We start from the raw sequence: 16781 nt of genomic DNA on the forward strand, positions 1-16781 counted from the left end.
GAAATGAAGGCAAAACTCCGCTTAGCCCTGCTCACCTGATGCAAAAAAGGGCACTGATTGCAATGCAATACAGCGCCCTACATAATCGGACATGGAAAACACCGACCGTGCAAAAACCGTGCAGAAACCGTGCACCCATGGCTTACAAAACAAAAAAGCTATGAAATCTTTCGATCCACAGCTTCCACGGTAGACATTCCTACGCGTTGGGACCCGCGGGCTAAGCAAAGCCGCACTGTGGCTTTGCTTGCGGCGCTATGCGCCGCCGCCCTGTTCGAGTCCCTTCTACTATGCAGACAAAAAGAAAACCAGAACACGAATGTGTTCTGGTTTTCTTGGTGCGATGGAAGGGACTCGAACCCCCGGCCTACTGATTCGTAGCGCACGCCGGGCGATTTCCTCAATTTTTGGAAGTTACGTTTTACCGTTATTTCTCGGCGATGCATCGCAAGTTTTGAGCTTGGAGTTTCTGCACCCTTTGTCCGATTTTGCAACGATTTGCACCCTTTGCACGTTTTGAAACCGTGCAAAAACCGTGCAGAAACCGTGCACTTACTCCCAGACAAACTAAAATCCACTTCATCCGACAACGACTTGACGGCATTGGTTCGAGTGACCGCACACCAAAAATCAAGTCTTGGAGGATACTATTATGACAAAATTGCTTACCTGCCGCTACAACATGGACACCAACCGGGTAGAAGCCCGGTTTGAGGATGGCACCACCCTTGCCATTGACTGCATCGCCGTCGAGGACGAGTACGGCAACACCCCGGCACAGCGGGCAGAACTGGACTGGCTGCTGTATAATAAGCCCTTGGAGTACGCACAGATGGTGCTGAGAGGGGAGATAGAGCATTATCTTTCCCTCGGCTGTGACCACGGCAGGCTGGAAGATTGAGCCTTAGAAAACGCGCGGCAAAAATGCTAATCGCGCGGCGCGCGTTTTTATCGCTGACTTTTATTCAGGCAACATTGCACGCGCGCATTCCAGCGTGCGATTCCACTTTTCCGAAATTCAATCGTATTACAGTTTATTTTTACAAGTTCCAACTTTCACGTCGCACCTTCCCACGCATGAAGAATGCACGCCCGTGCGATCTTTGTTCGCGGTTTATTCGCGGTCAGCCGGATTTATTCGCGCTTTGTTCGCGCGATTGCGCGTTTTCAGCGTAAATTCAGCGTAAACCATGCCAAGTCAGCGTATTTTCAGCGTAAATCCCGGGAAGTCAGCGTAAACAACCATTTACCATATATAATAATGCCCGCCCACCTGTGGAAAGCCACAGTGGGCGGGCATTCTGCGTTTTCAGATGGACTGGAACCCTTTGCCGATGATCTCGCTTGAGTTGACAATGGTCAGAAAGGCCTCCGGGTCCTCCCGGCGCAGGAAATCCCGCAGCAGCCCTGCCTGCCGCCGGGTCAGCGCCACCATAATCATGGTGCGGGGCTCGCCGGTGTACACGCCGGTGGCGTTCTGCTGGGTCGCTGTGCGTCCCAGTGTTTCCGTAACGAAATGCCGGATGGGCTCCGGCCTTGAGGTGATGACCGTACACACCTTGCGGAGATTCAGGCTCTCGATAGCTGTATCCACGATGGTGCTGCGCCCGATGAGTCCCAGCACGCAGTACATCCCGGTCTGCGGGCCGTAGAGGTAAGCCGCAAACAGCACTGTGCCGATATCGCTGAGCAGCAGAGCCCTGCCGATCTCCACCTTGATGTACTTGTGCAGGATCATCGCCACGATCTCGGTGCCGCCGGTGGATGCCCCGATGTTGAATACGATGCCGCTGGCAATGGCAGGCAGCGCCACCGCAAAGCACAGCTCCAGCAAAGTATCATCCGTCAAAGGCTGCGACACGGGAAACATCTTTTCGCACATACTGGAATAAAAGCTGAGCATGAAGGAGGAGTACAGTGTCCAACCCATGGTCTTTATGCCCAGAAAGACGCAGCCCAGCACATCCAGCACCGCATTGGTGATCCACATAAAGGTGCTGACGCTCAGAGCCGGAAAGCAGGTGGCCAGAACGATGGAAAGACCGGTGGTGCCGCCAAATACAAAGTGGTTGGGCGCACAGTAAAAGTTCAGTGCTACTGCATAGATGATAAGTCCCAGATTCAGCAGTAGAAAAAAGCGTGCGCCGCTCCACAGCTGTGCCGGAGTCAGGTTTTTGCGCAGACCGTTCTTGATCGCTTCCATCTCAGTCCAGATGCTCCTTTACATCCATCAGCTGGGTGATGATGCAGTCTGCGGCGGACTGGTCCAGCGGCTCGCCGTGGCGGGGCTTCAGTGCCAGCACCTTCAGCCCTGCCGCCTTTGCGGAGGCAATGCCTGTGGGAGAATCCTCCACCGCAATAGCCTTGTCTGCCGTCAGCCCCAGTGCCTTCAGCGCCTTGAGATAGATATCCGGTGCAGGCTTATGGGCGGCGCAGTCCTCGCCGCTGAAGGCGAAATCCACCATGGCTTTCAAGCCGCCCTCCGTGAGCATCTTCATGATATCCGGTGCTGCGCTGGAGGACGCCACCGCCACCTTCAGCCCCCGGCTGCGCAGCGCATTCATCAGCGGCTCTGCCTGCGGGTCGGTAAGCTTGCCGTAGGGGGTGGGGCGAGCCTTGCGGTACTCCCGGTAAGCCATCAGCATCTCCTGACGGCGCACAGGGTCGTTGGGGACAATGGCTTCCCAGATGGCTTTTTCGTTGGAGCCGATGAAGTTGCCCTCCGGGATGGGGATGCCGTTTTCCAGCAGAAAGTTTTTACGGCGGTTCTCGTAGTAATATTCTGTATCTGCCAGCACCCCATCCATATCAAAAATCACTGCTTCAATCATTCTTCATTTCCCTCTTCATCAAAAAAGGGGAGGGGCAAGCCCCTCCCCCAAGCATGGGTCTATTGATCCCGGTCGATCGCTTAGTACTCCAGCTTCCACATATAGCGGCGCAGGGTCAGCGGATGCTGACGGACGTAGGACAGCTCCTCAGCATAGACGCGGAACACGGCGGTGTGCATCAGCGGGTTGAAGTAGGTGATGACGCTGCTGTCCACAGCATTGCCCAGACCGTAATCCTTTGCATCCACAACGGTGGTCAGAGCATCGAAGCGGTGCAGGAAGGTCAGTGCGCGGGCATCCACGGGACGGGTCTTGCCGTCGTTCATCAGCAGGATGAAGGGCACGTCCTTGTCCACGATCTCGAAGGGGCCGTGGAAGAACTCGCCGCTGTGGAAGGAGCCGGAGTTGACCCACTGCATCTCCATCATCAGGCAGATGGAGGTGGAGTAAGCGACCTCCATGGAAGCGCCGCTGGACATGACGTAGACGACGGGAGCGTCCTTGTACTTCTCAGCGAACTCCTTGGCAGACTTGCGGGCAGAGTTGGCAGCGTTCTCGGCAGCCTCGAACACGTTGGTCAGGCCCTCGATCATCTTGTCGTACTTGTCGAAACCTTCCACCTGCTGCAGGATCTCCACAGCCAGTGCCAGAACGTAGCCCATCTTTTCCAGCTTGGCGGCGTAGTTTGCCTCAAAGCCGTGAACGATGGTGTAGTCAGCTTCCTTGGTCAGGGCAGAACCGGCAGCGTGGGTAACGCTGACAACGGTTGCACCAGCGGCCTTTGCCACGCTGTTGGCCTTGACGGTCTCAGGGGTGCTGCCGCCCAGAGAAGCGGTGATGACCACAGTGGTGTCGCCCAGCCAATCGGGGGTATCGTAGTTGAACTCGTTGGCGGTGTAGTGTGCCACACGCAGCTTCTTGCTGCAGTTTGCCAGGAAGTACTTTGCGGGGTACAGCTCTGCCTTGGAAGCACCGCAGCCAACAAAGGCCACGTTCTCCACGTTGTGCTTTGCCACGATGTCTGCCACGATGGACTTGACGTTTGCCAGATCAATGTTATACATAATGCAATCCTCCAAATTATTTTTCTTTTTGTTCTGATGAATCACAAATTACAGGCGTACGGATATCTATGTAAGCCGGAAACCCGGTTACACCAACAGACCAAGGGCGTTGATGGCAACACCGCCCACGATGCAGATGCCCAGCAGCCAGCCGGTCTTGACCTTTTTGCGGATCAGGGTGTACATCAGCATCACGATGCCAAGGTTCAGAAGGTTCGGCAGAATGCTGTTCAGCACATCCTGCAGCACCAGACCGGTGCTTGCGAAGGTAATGGGGGTAGTCAAACCCACCATGCTTGCCACCATGGCACCAATGACCATCAGGCCTACGATGCCGCAGACGTACATCAACTTGTCCATCATGCCGCCGTTGAGCTTGGTCAGGTACTTGCTGCCCATGGTGTAGCCCAGCTTACCGGCAAACCATGTGACCAGCACAGAGGGGACGATGGAGATGATCATAGCCAGAATGGGGCCCAGAACGCTGCCCTGCTGTGCCAGAGAGATGCCCAGACCAAAAGCGATCAGGCGGACAGTGCCCTGGAAGAAGGAGTCGCCCACGCCGGACAGGGGGCCCATCAGCGAGGTCTTGACGGCGTTGATGGTCTCCGGGTTGAAGTTCTCACGGTCGGCGGCGTACTGCTCCTCCATGGAGGCAGCCAGACCCAGCGTAAAGGCACTGGTCTGCGGGGTGCAGTTGTAGAACGCCATCTCGCGCTCGTAGGCTTCCTTTTTGTGCGCCAGCTGCTCGGGGTCGTTCTCGTTGGGGTACAGCTCGTCCAGCGTGGGAGCGATGCCGTACAAAAAGCCCATGTTCATCTGACGTTCGTAGTTCCAGGAGGCCTGAATGTTCAGGGAACGCCACATAAACTGGAAGTATTTCTTGAAGTCGCTGCGCTTTGCAGTCTTGGTTGCGTTGCTCATTTCAGCTTCCTCCTATCAAAGATCGTCGTCATCTTCCAGCGGGTCGTAATCCGGGTTGGCAGCAGCTGCACCGGCAGCGGCTGCGGCGGGTGCGCCCTTGCCATACTTCAGACCGGTCAGGATCACAGCCAGAATTGCGGCGAAGATTGCCACAGCGGTAACATCCAGACCCAGATAGCCCACAAAGAAGAAGCCCAGCAGGAAGTAGACGGTCAGGTCGCGGTTGAGCATGGTGGACAGCAGCAGGGCAATACCGTAAGCGGTAAGGAACTTACTGCCGAGGTTCAGGCCATCGGTCAGCCATGCGGGGATGAAAGCCACGATCTTCTGCACCAGATCTGTGCCGAAGTAGACGGACAGGAAAATGGGGATGAAGTACATCAGGCTGTACAGCACTGTGCCCCAGACGATGTGCATACTCCATGCCTTGCGGAACTTGCCTTCTGCAATGGCGTGGTCGGCAACGTGGGTCAAGTTGGACAGGATGGTGCGCATCAGCACGCCCAGCATCTGGCCCAGAACAGCGATGGGGATGGCCAGCGCCAGTGCAGTCTCGGCAGAAGCATCGGTCAGGATGGCAAAAGCTGCGCAGATGATGGCAGCCATGTTCATGTCCGGGGGTGCGGCTGCGCCGATGTTCACGATGCCAAGGCTCATCAGCTCGATGGATGCGCCAAGGGTCAGGCCGGTCTGCAGATCACCCAGCAGCGCACCGACGATGGTGCAGGTGATGAGCGGACGCTCGAAGTTCATGCGGCCCAGAATGCGCGAGTCCAGAATACAGAACACGCCAACCAGACCCAGAAGCAATGCGGTAACAAACATGGGTCAAATCCTCCTTCTTATCTCCTTACGATCAGGTGTGATCGATGGGTACTACCTTAAAGGTGGGGGTCTGCTGGCTGTAGATCTTAATGCCCATATCCAGCAGCTTCTGGGTGTCTGCCTGCTCCTCCGGGGTCAGGAATACCGACTGGTCAAAGGCCTTGGAGCCGGGCTTATTTGCCACAGCGCCGTAGTTGATCTCTTTGATCTTGGGGTATGCCTGGCAGAACTTGAGCAGCGCAGCGGTGTTGCCGAAGATCATCATGATCTTCTCGTCCAGCTGCTCCACCTTGGGCATCTTGGCGATGGCTTTGTCCACCGTAAAGATGTTCACCCGGACACCGGCAGGCTTGCTCAGCAGCAGGGCGGACTTTTTCATCTCGTCGTTGGCAGCGTCATCGTCCACCACGATGATGCGCTGTGCGCCCACATGGCCGGTCCACGAGAATACCACCTGACCGTGCAGCAGGCGGTAGTCCAGACGTACTAATTTGATCATAGGTCATCCTCCTCATCTTGGGCTGCTTTTTTCAGCAGCAGGTTGCAATCAATGATCTGCGCCTTGGCATCTGCAATGCACTCGGCCAGTTCGTCCTGTGTCAGGGCTTCGTCGTTGGAAGCAAGGGTCAGCACCAGAGAAGCGTTCATGCCGCAGATCAGGTGCACCGCCGGATACTCCGGCAGAAGGGTCAGCATCTCGTTGTTCACGCTGCCGCCCATCACATCGGTCACGATGTACACAGCATCCTCTGCTGCAAAGCCCTCCAGCAGCCGGCGTGCCGCTACCGTGATAGGCTCGGTCTCATCCCGCAGGGTAGCAAGGGCATAAAGGTTCGGCATCTCGCCAAGGATCATCTGCACGGTGTCCTTCATCCCGGCAGACAGCCCTCCGTGCGAAGCAAGAATGATTCGGTTCATACGCATCCACGACCTTTCCTGTGTTTCCTTCATCTCTTCGGCGTCTGTATCATCTTATTCGTTATAGACGTCATAATCGTCATGTACATAGTACCACATTTTGCACAGACGTCAAGAGGTTTTTCTAAAAAAATCTTTACTTTGGTAAAGTGCACAAAGCATCTCCCCTATATTTTAGCAGTTTCACCAACAATTCTCCTTGGAACGACAAAAAGAGCGTCTTTTCCGGGTGGAAAAGACGCTCTTTTGGGACAGAATTCTGCCCTTAAAACTCAAACATATACCGGCTTCCAATGTAATACTGCCGCCCGATGCACAGCGGGTGGTCATATTGGTCATGGAAGTAGGCGTTCAGATACAGCAGCGGCTCGCCCAGCGAAAGGTTGAGCAGCTGTGCCTGTTCTGCCGAAGCCCGTACCGCCTCGATACGCTGGCAGGAGGTCGTTGCAGGGCGCAGCCCGGAGATGCGCTCAATGGTGTCAAACATGGAAACATCATTGAGATTCTCGCTCATCAGGCTCTTGTAGGGCTCGTAGGGCAGGAAGAGATTTTCCAGAAACACCGGCTGACCATCGGCGGTGCGCAGACGCTGGATATAGATGAGCAAGGCTTCCGGGCCTACATGGAAGAAGGCTTCCTCATCCTTACGCACCGGCACGATCTGACGGTTCAGCAGCCGGGCGCCCGGCACCATGCCGTACTCTTTGCAGGTCTCCGTAAAGCTGGCAGTTCCTCTGCCGCTGGCAAACTTACGATGGATGCGGGGCTTACTGACAAAGGTGCCCCGCCCCTGCATTTTGACCAGATACCCTTCGGCGCACAGCTCTTCCACGGCACGGCGCACCGTGATGCGGCTGACCGAGTACTCTGCACTCAGTTCCGGCTCCGGGGGGATCTTCTCGTTGGTTTTGTACTTGCCGCTCTCGATCGCGGCACGAATGTCATCCTTTACCTGCTGGTAAAGCGGGACGACAGCACTATCATTGATTGCCATGGAATACCTCACCCTCAAATTGAGTATATCGTTATAAACATTATATTCATCTTATGGCTATGATAGTGCATATTCTGCGAATTGTCAAGTAAAACTTGCAGTCAATTTTTTGTGCGAGGTGACGGATGCGCCCCGTGCTGCACAGGGCACCCCATTTTCCAGTGCCCTGCCGGGAAGAATCCAAAGAGCGGCGGAACGCTCGTTGGCACACGACTTTGCTTGCAAAGTCTAGTGTGTTACACCTTGGTTCCGGCTGATGCGGAAAAGGGGCTGCGAGAGGTTCCGGCAAGCACCTGTTCTGTGGCAGAAGGATGCGCGGATGGGCGTGGCAGTTGACGGTCTTTGCCCACCCAGCGCAGGCTTTCAGAGGAACCAATGGTGTACGTTCTCCTGTCCTGCCGCAGCAGCGTTTCTCCTATAAGGCGCAGGGCAAATGATCAGCGTCTGTGCTTGCCCCGGTTGCCTGCAATTGTCCCCGGTTTCAGCATTGCCGTTTTATAAAGAATCTTCTTTATCAGCTTTCTTTCATCCTCTGTCAGCTTATCGTAGTTGATGCCGATTGCCTTTAATGCCGTTCGGATCTTCTTTTCATCCGCAGACCCTTCAAGTTTCTGTGCATCCTCCAGTTCCTTCATCAGGTTGTCGATTATTGAACCATCCGAAGTGGTCTTGTCCTTGCGGTGTTCCGTCTTGATGTTCTTCAGGATAGCCACCAACTCGTCATACAAGACCCGACCAAAGTACTCATCTTCATCGATCTGCCCCAGCTTCAAGGTGCTCATGTACAGATCATTTTCATCTGCTGCATACTTCTTTTTCAGCATTTGCCGCGTTGCTTCCAAACCGGCATTGAGGTTTTGAATGTTTGCGCTGACATATCCATCCACATAGATTTCCAGATCGGTCATGAACCGCTGGAAATTCTCATGCACGATCAGCTCACACAGCAGCCGATGATTGAATTTTCCATTCCTTAATACGTCCACTGCGCCATCGCTCAGATGCAAGTCCGAAAGGACTGCATCTGGGCGTTTTTTGTTTTCCGTCACACCCAGCAGGTAGTCCGTGGTCACGCCATAGAACTCAGCCAGCGTTGTCACCGCGTAAATGCTGAGGTCGGTCACATCGTCGCTCTCATACTTCGACAGTGCCGATTTGGACAGACCCGTCTGCTCTGCCAGCGTTTCCAGCTTCAGATTCCGCTCCACACGCAGGTCTTTGAGCCGTTCTCCCAGTGTCAGCTTGATGTTCATGGTCGCACCTCCGATGTTTTTTGCACAGTATACCACTTCCAGCGGTTCCTGTCCATAAGCGTGGAATTTTGCAGTTTCTGCACCTGTTTTCCGACATTATGGATATACGGCACAGCGGCCATCATGGTGCTATCCTATAGACAGAAAGAAAACATATTAACTCCCCAGCAGCGAACATATTAAGGGCTTCCCGCGAAAGCCCTCTGAAATATCTTTCATAACAGAACCTTGAGAACAGAATGACCGTCCGAACTGCCCAGACCGCCAAGACCTCCCATCGGGGGAGCGAGCGCCCTGCATGGGGCCGACACAGAGTCCAAAAAGATTTCCTGTCGGAAGGCAGCAAGGGAGACCGGCTTCACCGAAGTTCCCATTTGGGGAACACCGGTGACCTTGAACGTGGCAGGGATCAAATTGATCCGTGCCAGAGCCTTTGACCAAAGGAGAAATTTTGAGTTTATATCAAAAGATCAAGTCCGCCATCACCGTTCGGCAGGTGGGAGAGATGTACGGCATGGAGCCCGACCGCCATGGCATGGTGTGCTGTCCGTTCCACTCCGACAACCACCCCAGTATGATGCTGAACGAATCCTACTATTACTGTTTCGCTTGCGGGGCCAATGGAGATGCCATCGACCTCACCGCCAAGCTGTTCGACCTGAACCCCCGGCAAGCCGCCGAGAAGCTGATACACGACTTCGGGCTTGACCCGGACAAGCCGCCCGCCAATGCCATCGCTCTGCCGCCGCCCAAGCGTGGCCTGACGGACGAGCAGTGGGCAGACATCGCCTACTGTCTGCGGGTGCTGACCGACTATCTCGACCTGCTGCACGACTGGCGAGAGTGTTACAAGCCCGCCAGCCCGGAAGAACCGCATGACCCACGGTTTGAAGAAGCCCTCCACACGACCGAGACCATCGAGCACCTGACGGACTGCGTTGCATTTGGGACGCCCCAGCAGAAGGCCGCTGCCGCCGCACAGCTGCTGTCCGGGTCGTACCTGCTGATGCTGGAGGAGCGCACCGACCGCCTTGCTCTGGCAAAGTGCGCCTGATAATTTATTCACCCGAAGTGGTGGGTCTCACCGTGAGACCCACCACTTCACTTTTCTAAAGGAGAACCACCCTATGAAGAAAAACATTTCCCGCAATCCCTTATGGCCGGACTGGTACAACGGCAAGAAAATTGACGAAGTCCAGTTTGGACGTGCCTTTCTGGAACAGTGGCCGCTGAAATGCGTCAACGGTACGCTGTACACGCTGGACGGTCCGGTGGAGGACGAGAGCGAGATCAAGCAGCGCATCTTGGAGAACATCGAGGAATATGTCACCTCCGGCCTGTCCAAAAAAGTCACCAACATTCTGGAGACCATCAAGCTGCTGGCTTTTTCCGACCCGTTCCCCATCGAGCAGGACTGCATCCACCTCCAGAACGGCGTGTACCATCTGCCGGACGGCTCTTTTCAGGAGAGCCGCCTGTTCTGCCAGAACCGCCTGCCTGTGAAGTATGACCTGAAATCACCCAGCCCTGACCGCTGGCTGACCTTCCTGCACGAGCTGCTGGACGATGCCGACATCCCCACCTTACAGGAATATCTGGGCTACTGCCTGATCCCCAGCACCAAGGGGCAGAAGATGATGCTCATTGTCGGTAAGGGCGGCGAGGGCAAGTCCCGCATCGGGCTGGTGCTCAAGCGGCTCATGGGAGATGCCGCCAGCAATGGCAGCGTCCAGAAAGTCGAGAACAACCGCTTTGCCCGCGCCGATCTGGAACGCCGCCTGCTGATGATCGACGATGACATGGACATGAACGCCCTGCCCAAGACGAATTATATCAAGACCATCGTCACCGCCGAAGCCAAGCTGGACTTGGAGCGCAAGGGTGTCCAGAGTTACCAGCGGGACATCTACGCCCGGTTCCTCTGCTTCGGCAACGGTGCGCTGACCTCGCTGTACGACCATTCGGACGGCTTCTTCCGCCGTCAGCTCATCCTGACCACCAAGGACAAGCCTGCTGACCGCACGGATGACCCTTTCCTTGTGGAGAAGATGTGCGCCGAGTTGGAAGGCATCCTGCTCTGGTGTCTGGAAGGGCTGCACCGGCTGGTGCAGAACGATTTCCGCTTCACGGTCAGCGAACGAGCCGCTGCCAACGTGGACACCATCAAGCGCAGCAGCAACAATGTCATCGACTTTATGGAGTCCGAGGGCTATTTCCGCTTCAAGGCGGACTACTCCATCAGCTCCAAGGAGTTCTACGACATTTATAAGCAGTGGTGCGAGGACAACGCCTGTCACAGCGTATCGGCCATCCGTTTCAGCGCAGAACTGCGCCAGAATGACCGCCGCTACAACCTTGAAGCCACCAACAACATCTACCTGCCCGGTGGCCGCAGGGTGCGGGGTTTCGTGGGCATTGAGCCGCTTGTCCACCCCTGTCCGTAAAAAGTGCATTTTTTTCACGGAAGAAGTTCGTACAACCTGTACGGTCTGTACTTGTACGCACCTGTACGGCAAATCGTCGCAAATTAAAACGTGGTATCGTTTAAATTTCGGATTTTCGTACACCGTACGAACCGTACAGGTTATTTGAAGTCCGTACAGATTTTTTGTACACCTCAAGAAGGAGCGTGATCTATGAAAGCCCAATACGGCATTTTAAGGTTCAAAAAGTATAAGGGGCCAGCAATCAGCCCCATCGAAGCCCACAACGAGCGCACCAAGGAGCAGTACGCCAGCAACCCGGACATCGACACGAGCCGGAGCCGCTACAACCTCCATCTGGTGCAGCCACAGGGCAGGTACCGGGAAGAAGCCGACCGCATGATAGCCGCCGCCCACTGCCGTGTCCGCAAGGACAGCGTGCGGGTGGTAGAGGCTCTTGTCACCGCCAGCCCGGAGTTTTTCAAGGATAAGACCAACCGGGAGATCAGGGCGTACTTTGCGTACGCCCTGAAATTTTTGGAGGGCAGACAGCGCCCGGATACCTTCCTCTCTGCTGTTGTCCACATGGACGAGAAAACGCCCCACCTGCATCTCTGCTTTGTGCCACTGACCCCTGACGGACGGCTGAGCGCGAAAGAGATCATTGGCAACCGCAAAAACCTTGTGAAGTGGCAGGACGAGTTCTGGCAGCACATGGTCAAGCAGTACCCGGAGCTGGAACGGGGCGAAAGTGCCAGCCAGACCGGGCGGGAGCACATCCCGCCCCGCATCTTCAAGGAGATGACCCAACTGACCAAGCAGAAGGAGCAGCTGGATGCCCTGTTGGTGGGCATCACCCCCTTCAACGGCAAGAGCCGTGCGGCGGAGATCAGCAAGGTGCTGGACAGCTATATCCCGGCAGTGTCCAAAATGCGCACCGAACTGAACCGCTATCAGGTCGCCTTTACGGAGACCGCCGCCGAGAACAGACAACTGAAAAAGAAAAACAAGACGCTCTCTGCCTCGCTGGACAAAGCGAAGGAAGGGAGCGTCTTGAAGCGTCTGGAGGATGCCAAGCTGCGACAGGACTATGAAGCCGCCCTGAAAACGCTGGACAGCATCCCGCCGGAGGTCATTCGATTCTATGAGAACCGCACGCAGGAATCTGTGGTGCGCCACGATAAGTAAGGAGCAACGCCTATGTGTAATAAAATGTACGAGAATGTGAAATCTTTGGATTATACGAAAAAGTTCTTGCAGTCGGACTCTGATCCGGCTACAATGGAGGTGGTCACTCGAACCAATGCCGTCAAGTCTCCGACCAACAGCCCTGAGACCACAAAGCTGGTGTACACGGTAAAGGAGGTCGCGCAGATGCTGGCCATCAGCCAGCGTGCCGCCTACAACCTGTGCAACAGTACCACCGAGTTCCGTGTCCTGCGGGCAGGCGGAAGCATCCGCATCCCGAAGGACAGTTTCGATGCATGGCTCTACCGGGCAGCTTGATAAGGAGGCAAATCTATGGCATATATCACGAAACGCGGCAGCTCTTACAGCGTCCGCTACACCTATCAGGACGAGCACGGCAAGAGTTGCGACAAATGGGAGAGCTTTCCCACCAAAGAGGAGGCGATCAAACGCCAGAAGCAGATCGAGCACGAGCTGGCGACCGGCAATTTCCTGATCCCGTCCACGGTGACGGTGGCAGAGTTCCTGATGGACTGGCTACCCAAGCAGTGCAGCAAGCACAAGTGGGCACCCAAGACCTACCAGTCCAATCTGGCACTCATCCAGAACCTCATCATCCCTTATATCGGGGAGATGCAGATGCAGAAGCTGCGACCCTACCACATCGAAGCCCTGTACGACACCCTGAGCAAGACCCCTTGCGGACAGTATGTGGGCGGCAAGCGGCGAGACCTCTCGCCCAAGCAGCAGAAGCGCACCCTCTCCGGCACTACTCTCCATGAAGTCCACCAGCTTCTGCACAATTCCTTTCTGCTGGCGGTGGAGTGGGGCATCCTCATCAAAAGCCCCGTCCCGGTGGAAGCACCCAAAAAGACCACCCAAGAGCGCAGCATCTGGGAGGTGGAGGAGATGCGGGCAGCGCTGGACAGCATGGAGGACCCCATCCTGCATCTGGCGGTGCACCTGACGCTGGTGGGTGCGCTCCGAGAGGGTGAGGTTGCCGGTCTGACCCCGGAGGACATCGACTTTGATGCCGCCAACGGCATGGGCACCTTCACCGTCAACCGTTCCATGCAGCGGGTGCAGAAGGACACGCTGGCGCAGGTGGACAAGGGCTGCATCCTCCGCATCTTCCCGGACAAGCTGGAGGGCAGCAAGACCTCCCTCATCCTGAAAGACACCAAGACTGAAGCCTCCTGCCGCACCATCTTTATGACTGCCGCCCTGCGGGAGGAGCTGAAGCAGTGGCTGGAACGGCTGAAACGGGAAGAAGCCCTCGACCCGGAGCGATACCGCAACAGCGGGATGCTGCTGCGGCTGCCCAACGGTCTGGCGGTAGAGCCGGTACTCATCCGCAAAAAGTTCCTGAAATGGCAGGACGCCCACCCGGAATTCCCCCGCATTGTGTTCCACGGTCTGCGCCATTCCAGTGCCACCTATCAGCTGATGATCTCCGGCGGTGACATCAAGGCGGTGCAGGGGACCACAGGACACGCCAGTGCAGATATGCTGGTGAACACCTACGCTCATATCCAGCAGTCCTCCCGTGTGGAGCTGGGCAAGAAGTTTGAAAGCGGCTTCTATGCCAAGCCCGGTACCTCCAGCCCGCAGGCTGTACCCGCCGCAGGCGAACCTACCATCTCCATGACGGCTCTCTTGGAATTGCTCAAGGATGCCGACCCGGAAATGAAGGCAAAACTCCGCTTAGCCCTGCTCACCTGATGCAAAAAAGGGCACTGATTGCAATGCAATACAGCGCCCTACATAATCGGACATGGAAAACACCGACCGTGCAAAAACCGTGCAGAAACCGTGCACCCATGGCTTACAAAACAAAAAAGCCATGAAATCTTTCGATTTCACGGCATTTTCTGGTGCGATGGAAGGGACTCGAACCCCCGGCCTACTGATTCGTAGTCAGTCACTCTATCCAGCTGAGCTACCAACGCATACGTTCCGCTCGGAACATGATGTATTTTATCACTCAGACTGGGTTTTGTCAACCGTTTTTTGCAAATATTTTTATCTTTTTCAAAAAGCAGCATTTTTTATGATTTTTCTTGTATCGTTTTTGTCGTTCTTGTGCTATAATAGCTTTACCATATGTTTTTAATCTGTGTCCGTGCAGGGGTACAGGAGCTTTGCGGGCAGCACCGCGTGGAGGCTGCGCCGCCGGGTTTTCTCTGCAGCGAGACACCACGGAGGGTAGATCCTATGAAACTGGTAAGCGTGGAAACTCCCGAAAAGAGTGTCTGCAAAATGACCTTCAGCGCCAGCCCCGAAGAGCTGGAAGCTGCATCCAACGCCGTTTACGAACGCACCCGCGCCTCCTATACGATCCGCGGCTTCAAGAAGGGCGAAGCGGACCGCGCACAGATCGAGGCTGACCGCGGCGAGCACACCTTCTGGTACGATGCCATCAACGATCTGATGGACAAGGACGTGCCCGCGCTGTATGATGCCGCTATGGCAGAGCACGGCTTTGTGGCTGTTGACAATCCTGTGTACGATCTTGTGAGCGTGAAAAAGGACGAGGGCTTTGTGGCCACTGCCACTGTTGCCCTGCAGCCTGAGCTGAACCTGACCAAGACCACCGGCTTTACCGCCGAGTGCGTCACCCCGGAAGTGACCGACAAGGAGATCGACAATGTGCTGGAGCGCCGCCGCGCTGCTGCCGCTGAGCTGGTGCCGCACAAGGGTCCTGCCGTAAAGGGCAACATCGTACATATCGATTACGAAGGTCTGCTGGAGGGCAAGCCCTTCCAGGGCGGCACCGCAAAGAACCAGGCCGTCCAGCTGGGCAGCGGCCGCATGATCCCCGGCTTTGAAGAGGGCATTCTGGGCCACAAGGCAGGCGAGGAATTCGAGATCTTCGTCACCTTCCCGAACCGTTACCACGCAAAGGATCTGGCCGGTAAACCCGTCGTGTTCAAGATCAAGCTGATCGACGTATGTGTGCGCCAGATCCCTGCTCTGAACAGCGACTTTGCCAAGAAGGTTGCCAATGTGGACACCATGGACGAGCTGCGCGCACAGGTCAAGCAGCAGCTGCACGACGGCAAGCACGCCGGTGCGCTGAACCGCGCCAAGGATCAGATCCTGACCCAGCTGGCCGATGCTTCTGAGGGCGAACTGCCCAGCGTGCTGGTGGAGACCACCTACCAGCAGCAGATGGAGCAGATCCAGCAGCAGCTGCAGATGCAGCGCCTGAGCCTGGATCGCTACCTGAGCCAGATCCACGAGACCCGCGAGAGCTTTACCGCCAAGGTGCGCTCTTCTGCCGAGAAGACCGCCCGTGTGCACATGGCTCTGCTGCAGATTGCACAGCAGGAAAATCTGGTGCCCACCGAGGAAGATATCGATAAGGCTCTGGCCGCTCGTGCAGAGCGCGCCAAAAAGACGCTGGAAGAGATCAAGGAAAAATCCGATATTCCCGCCATGCGCCGCAACGAGGGCATCCGCAAGGCTGCCGACTGGGTGATCGAGCACTCCACCATTGAAGAAAAGTAAGTTCTGATACAGAGAAAGCCCGTGCAGTTTCCGGCTGCACGGGCTTTCTTTTTTCATTTGAAGGGCAGGGGATATCAGCTCAGAAGGTTGAATCCCATAATGACCACGCCCAGCACCACCAGCACAATACCGGTGGCACGGTTCAGGGTCTTGGGGTCTGCCTTATTGGCAAACACAGCGGCAATGCGCGCCCACAGCAGGGTGAACGCCACGCACAGCGCCCAGACGAACCAATTGGGCGCACCGCCGATCATGAAGTGGGAGACAGCACCGGTCAGAGCGGTGAAGGCCATAATGAACACGCTGGTGCCCACGGCGGTCTTCAGCTCGTAGCCCAGCACACTGGTGAGGATGAGCAGCATCATCATGCCGCCGCCTGCGCCGATGAAGCCGCAGATGAAGCCGATGAGCACACCGCACACGATGGACTGGATGGCACGCTTTTTGGCGCTGACACCCTGCATAGCTTCCTTGGTCGTCATGACCGGGCGCACAATAAACTTGACGCCCAGCAGGAAGGTCATGAACACCGAGAAGCCGCCCATGGTGGCCGAGGGCACTCTGCTGGCCACCCAGCTGCCCACCACCGTGAACACCAGCACGCTGGCCATCATGATCAGGCCGTTTTTGATATCCAGGTTCTTGTTTTTGTGGTAGGTATAGGCCGAAACGGCGCTGGCCAGCACATCCGAAGAAAGGGCGATGCCCACCGCCATATAGGGGTCCATGTGCAGGAAGGTGATGAGCATGGGGCTGATGACCGCCGCCGCGCTCATACCGGCAAAGCCGGTGCCAAGGCCGGCCCCCATGCCGGCAAAAAAGGTGACAAGAACCGTAAACAACACGTTCAT

Annotated in this window: 17 protein-coding genes and 1 tRNA gene; 7 read left to right on the forward strand and 11 right to left on the reverse strand. The window is 56.0% G+C overall.

Going from position 1 to position 16781, the window contains the following annotated elements:
• Nucleotides 1-652: 652 nt before the first annotated feature.
• A complete protein-coding gene (locus tag QZL71_RS04590) occupies nucleotides 653-901 on the forward strand; it encodes a DUF6061 family protein (protein WP_294647967.1) in 249 nt (82 codons plus the stop codon).
• Nucleotides 902-1309: 408 nt separating this feature from the next.
• Here the strand turns inward: QZL71_RS04590 and QZL71_RS04595 are convergent, their stop codons facing one another.
• From QZL71_RS04595 to QZL71_RS04635, 9 genes are all read right to left on the reverse strand, one after another.
• The gene (locus tag QZL71_RS04595; protein ID WP_015565011.1) at nucleotides 1310-2203 is read right to left on the reverse strand and encodes a YitT family protein; all 894 of its coding nucleotides are present in this window, start codon (nucleotides 2201-2203) and stop codon (nucleotides 1310-1312) included.
• 1 nt (nucleotide 2204) lies between these two features.
• Complete coding sequence (locus QZL71_RS04600; RefSeq protein ID WP_015565012.1) at nucleotides 2205-2831, reverse strand: HAD family hydrolase; 627 nt, start codon at nucleotides 2829-2831, stop codon at nucleotides 2205-2207.
• An 80-nt stretch (nucleotides 2832-2911) separates the two neighbouring features.
• The gene (locus QZL71_RS04605; RefSeq protein WP_015565013.1) at nucleotides 2912-3895 is read right to left on the reverse strand and encodes an SIS domain-containing protein; all 984 of its coding nucleotides are present in this window, start codon (nucleotides 3893-3895) and stop codon (nucleotides 2912-2914) included.
• An 87-nt stretch (nucleotides 3896-3982) separates the two neighbouring features.
• Nucleotides 3983-4819, reverse strand: a complete 837-nt coding sequence (locus QZL71_RS04610) for a PTS system mannose/fructose/sorbose family transporter subunit IID (protein WP_055186627.1) — start codon at nucleotides 4817-4819, stop codon at nucleotides 3983-3985.
• A 15-nt stretch (nucleotides 4820-4834) separates the two neighbouring features.
• Nucleotides 4835-5644 (reverse strand): PTS mannose/fructose/sorbose/N-acetylgalactosamine transporter subunit IIC, encoded by an 810-nt coding sequence (locus tag QZL71_RS04615; protein ID WP_113991724.1) that lies wholly within the window; start codon nucleotides 5642-5644, stop codon nucleotides 4835-4837.
• Between the two features lie 31 nt (nucleotides 5645-5675).
• Nucleotides 5676-6143 carry a PTS sugar transporter subunit IIB gene (locus QZL71_RS04620; RefSeq protein ID WP_055186625.1) on the reverse strand — a complete coding sequence of 156 codons (468 nt, stop codon included), beginning with the start codon at nucleotides 6141-6143 and terminating at the stop codon, nucleotides 5676-5678.
• The gene (locus QZL71_RS04625; RefSeq protein WP_294647970.1) at nucleotides 6140-6568 is read right to left on the reverse strand and encodes a PTS sugar transporter subunit IIA; all 429 of its coding nucleotides are present in this window, start codon (nucleotides 6566-6568) and stop codon (nucleotides 6140-6142) included. The genes QZL71_RS04620 and QZL71_RS04625 overlap by 4 nt, the downstream gene beginning before the upstream one ends.
• 259 nt (nucleotides 6569-6827) lie before the next feature.
• Nucleotides 6828-7556 (reverse strand): GntR family transcriptional regulator, encoded by a 729-nt coding sequence (locus tag QZL71_RS04630; protein ID WP_015565018.1) that lies wholly within the window; start codon nucleotides 7554-7556, stop codon nucleotides 6828-6830.
• A 437-nt stretch (nucleotides 7557-7993) separates the two neighbouring features.
• Nucleotides 7994-8809: a helix-turn-helix domain-containing protein gene (locus QZL71_RS04635; RefSeq protein ID WP_294647971.1), complete on the reverse strand. Its 816-nt coding sequence runs from the start codon at nucleotides 8807-8809 to the stop codon at nucleotides 7994-7996.
• Nucleotides 8810-9260: 451 nt separating this feature from the next.
• On the opposite strand from QZL71_RS04635, the gene QZL71_RS04640 reads away from it, so the two are divergent.
• The 5 genes from QZL71_RS04640 (at nucleotide 9261) to QZL71_RS04660 (ending at nucleotide 14142) form a co-directional block, all read left to right on the forward strand.
• On the forward strand, nucleotides 9261-9863 hold the full coding sequence (locus QZL71_RS04640) for a CHC2 zinc finger domain-containing protein (RefSeq protein WP_294647973.1): 603 nt from the start codon (nucleotides 9261-9263) through the stop codon (nucleotides 9861-9863).
• A 73-nt stretch (nucleotides 9864-9936) separates the two neighbouring features.
• Nucleotides 9937-11253, forward strand: coding sequence for a DNA primase family protein (locus QZL71_RS04645; RefSeq protein WP_294647975.1), 1317 nt, complete (start codon nucleotides 9937-9939; stop codon nucleotides 11251-11253).
• 192 nt (nucleotides 11254-11445) lie between these two features.
• On the forward strand, nucleotides 11446-12420 hold the full coding sequence (mobV, locus tag QZL71_RS04650) for a MobV family relaxase (protein ID WP_294647977.1): 975 nt from the start codon (nucleotides 11446-11448) through the stop codon (nucleotides 12418-12420).
• A gap of 24 nt (nucleotides 12421-12444) precedes the next feature.
• A complete protein-coding gene (locus QZL71_RS04655) occupies nucleotides 12445-12738 on the forward strand; it encodes a helix-turn-helix domain-containing protein (RefSeq protein WP_015565022.1) in 294 nt (97 codons plus the stop codon).
• A gap of 15 nt (nucleotides 12739-12753) precedes the next feature.
• Nucleotides 12754-14142 carry a site-specific integrase gene (locus QZL71_RS04660; protein ID WP_294647979.1) on the forward strand — a complete coding sequence of 463 codons (1389 nt, stop codon included), beginning with the start codon at nucleotides 12754-12756 and terminating at the stop codon, nucleotides 14140-14142.
• Between the two features lie 150 nt (nucleotides 14143-14292).
• Here QZL71_RS04660 and QZL71_RS04665 read toward each other — a convergent pair.
• A tRNA-Arg gene (locus QZL71_RS04665) sits at nucleotides 14293-14369 on the reverse strand.
• Between the two features lie 265 nt (nucleotides 14370-14634).
• Here QZL71_RS04665 and tig point away from each other — a divergent pair.
• Complete coding sequence (gene tig, locus QZL71_RS04670; RefSeq protein ID WP_097776813.1) at nucleotides 14635-15930, forward strand: trigger factor; 1296 nt, start codon at nucleotides 14635-14637, stop codon at nucleotides 15928-15930.
• A 74-nt stretch (nucleotides 15931-16004) separates the two neighbouring features.
• Here the strand turns inward: tig and QZL71_RS04675 are convergent, their stop codons facing one another.
• The gene (locus QZL71_RS04675) at nucleotides 16005-16781 is read right to left on the reverse strand and encodes a sulfite exporter TauE/SafE family protein (RefSeq protein ID WP_294647982.1); all 777 of its coding nucleotides are present in this window, start codon (nucleotides 16779-16781) and stop codon (nucleotides 16005-16007) included.

The sequence above is a fragment of the uncultured Faecalibacterium sp. genome (genome assembly GCF_900066275.1).
Classification (GTDB): Bacteria; Bacillota; Clostridia; order Oscillospirales; family Ruminococcaceae; genus Faecalibacterium; species Faecalibacterium taiwanense.

What these genes read in the sequence shown, in the direction of transcription:
- QZL71_RS04590 (WP_294647967.1), top strand. Translation starts at nt 653, where the DNA reads ATGACAAAATTGCTTACCTGCCGCTACAACATGGACACCAACCGGGTA.
- QZL71_RS04595 (WP_015565011.1), bottom strand. Translation starts at nt 2,203, where the DNA reads ATGGAAGCGATCAAGAACGGTCTGCGCAAAAACCTGACTCCGGCACAG.
- QZL71_RS04600 (WP_015565012.1), bottom strand. Translation starts at nt 2,831, where the DNA reads ATGATTGAAGCAGTGATTTTTGATATGGATGGGGTGCTGGCAGATACA.
- QZL71_RS04605 (WP_015565013.1), bottom strand. Translation starts at nt 3,895, where the DNA reads ATGTATAACATTGATCTGGCAAACGTCAAGTCCATCGTGGCAGACATC.
- QZL71_RS04610 (WP_055186627.1), bottom strand. Translation starts at nt 4,819, where the DNA reads ATGAGCAACGCAACCAAGACTGCAAAGCGCAGCGACTTCAAGAAATAC.
- QZL71_RS04615 (WP_113991724.1), bottom strand. Translation starts at nt 5,644, where the DNA reads ATGTTTGTTACCGCATTGCTTCTGGGTCTGGTTGGCGTGTTCTGTATT.
- QZL71_RS04620 (WP_055186625.1), bottom strand. Translation starts at nt 6,143, where the DNA reads ATGATCAAATTAGTACGTCTGGACTACCGCCTGCTGCACGGTCAGGTG.
- QZL71_RS04625 (WP_294647970.1), bottom strand. Translation starts at nt 6,568, where the DNA reads ATGCGTATGAACCGAATCATTCTTGCTTCGCACGGAGGGCTGTCTGCC.
- QZL71_RS04630 (WP_015565018.1), bottom strand. Translation starts at nt 7,556, where the DNA reads ATGGCAATCAATGATAGTGCTGTCGTCCCGCTTTACCAGCAGGTAAAG.
- QZL71_RS04635 (WP_294647971.1), bottom strand. Translation starts at nt 8,809, where the DNA reads ATGAACATCAAGCTGACACTGGGAGAACGGCTCAAAGACCTGCGTGTG.
- QZL71_RS04645 (WP_294647975.1), top strand. Translation starts at nt 9,937, where the DNA reads ATGAAGAAAAACATTTCCCGCAATCCCTTATGGCCGGACTGGTACAAC.
- mobV (WP_294647977.1), top strand. Translation starts at nt 11,446, where the DNA reads ATGAAAGCCCAATACGGCATTTTAAGGTTCAAAAAGTATAAGGGGCCA.
- QZL71_RS04655 (WP_015565022.1), top strand. Translation starts at nt 12,445, where the DNA reads ATGTACGAGAATGTGAAATCTTTGGATTATACGAAAAAGTTCTTGCAG.
- QZL71_RS04660 (WP_294647979.1), top strand. Translation starts at nt 12,754, where the DNA reads ATGGCATATATCACGAAACGCGGCAGCTCTTACAGCGTCCGCTACACC.
- tig (WP_097776813.1), top strand. Translation starts at nt 14,635, where the DNA reads ATGAAACTGGTAAGCGTGGAAACTCCCGAAAAGAGTGTCTGCAAAATG.
- QZL71_RS04675 (WP_294647982.1), bottom strand. Translation starts at nt 16,781, where the DNA reads ATGAACGTGTTGTTTACGGTTCTTGTCACCTTTTTTGCCGGCATGGGG.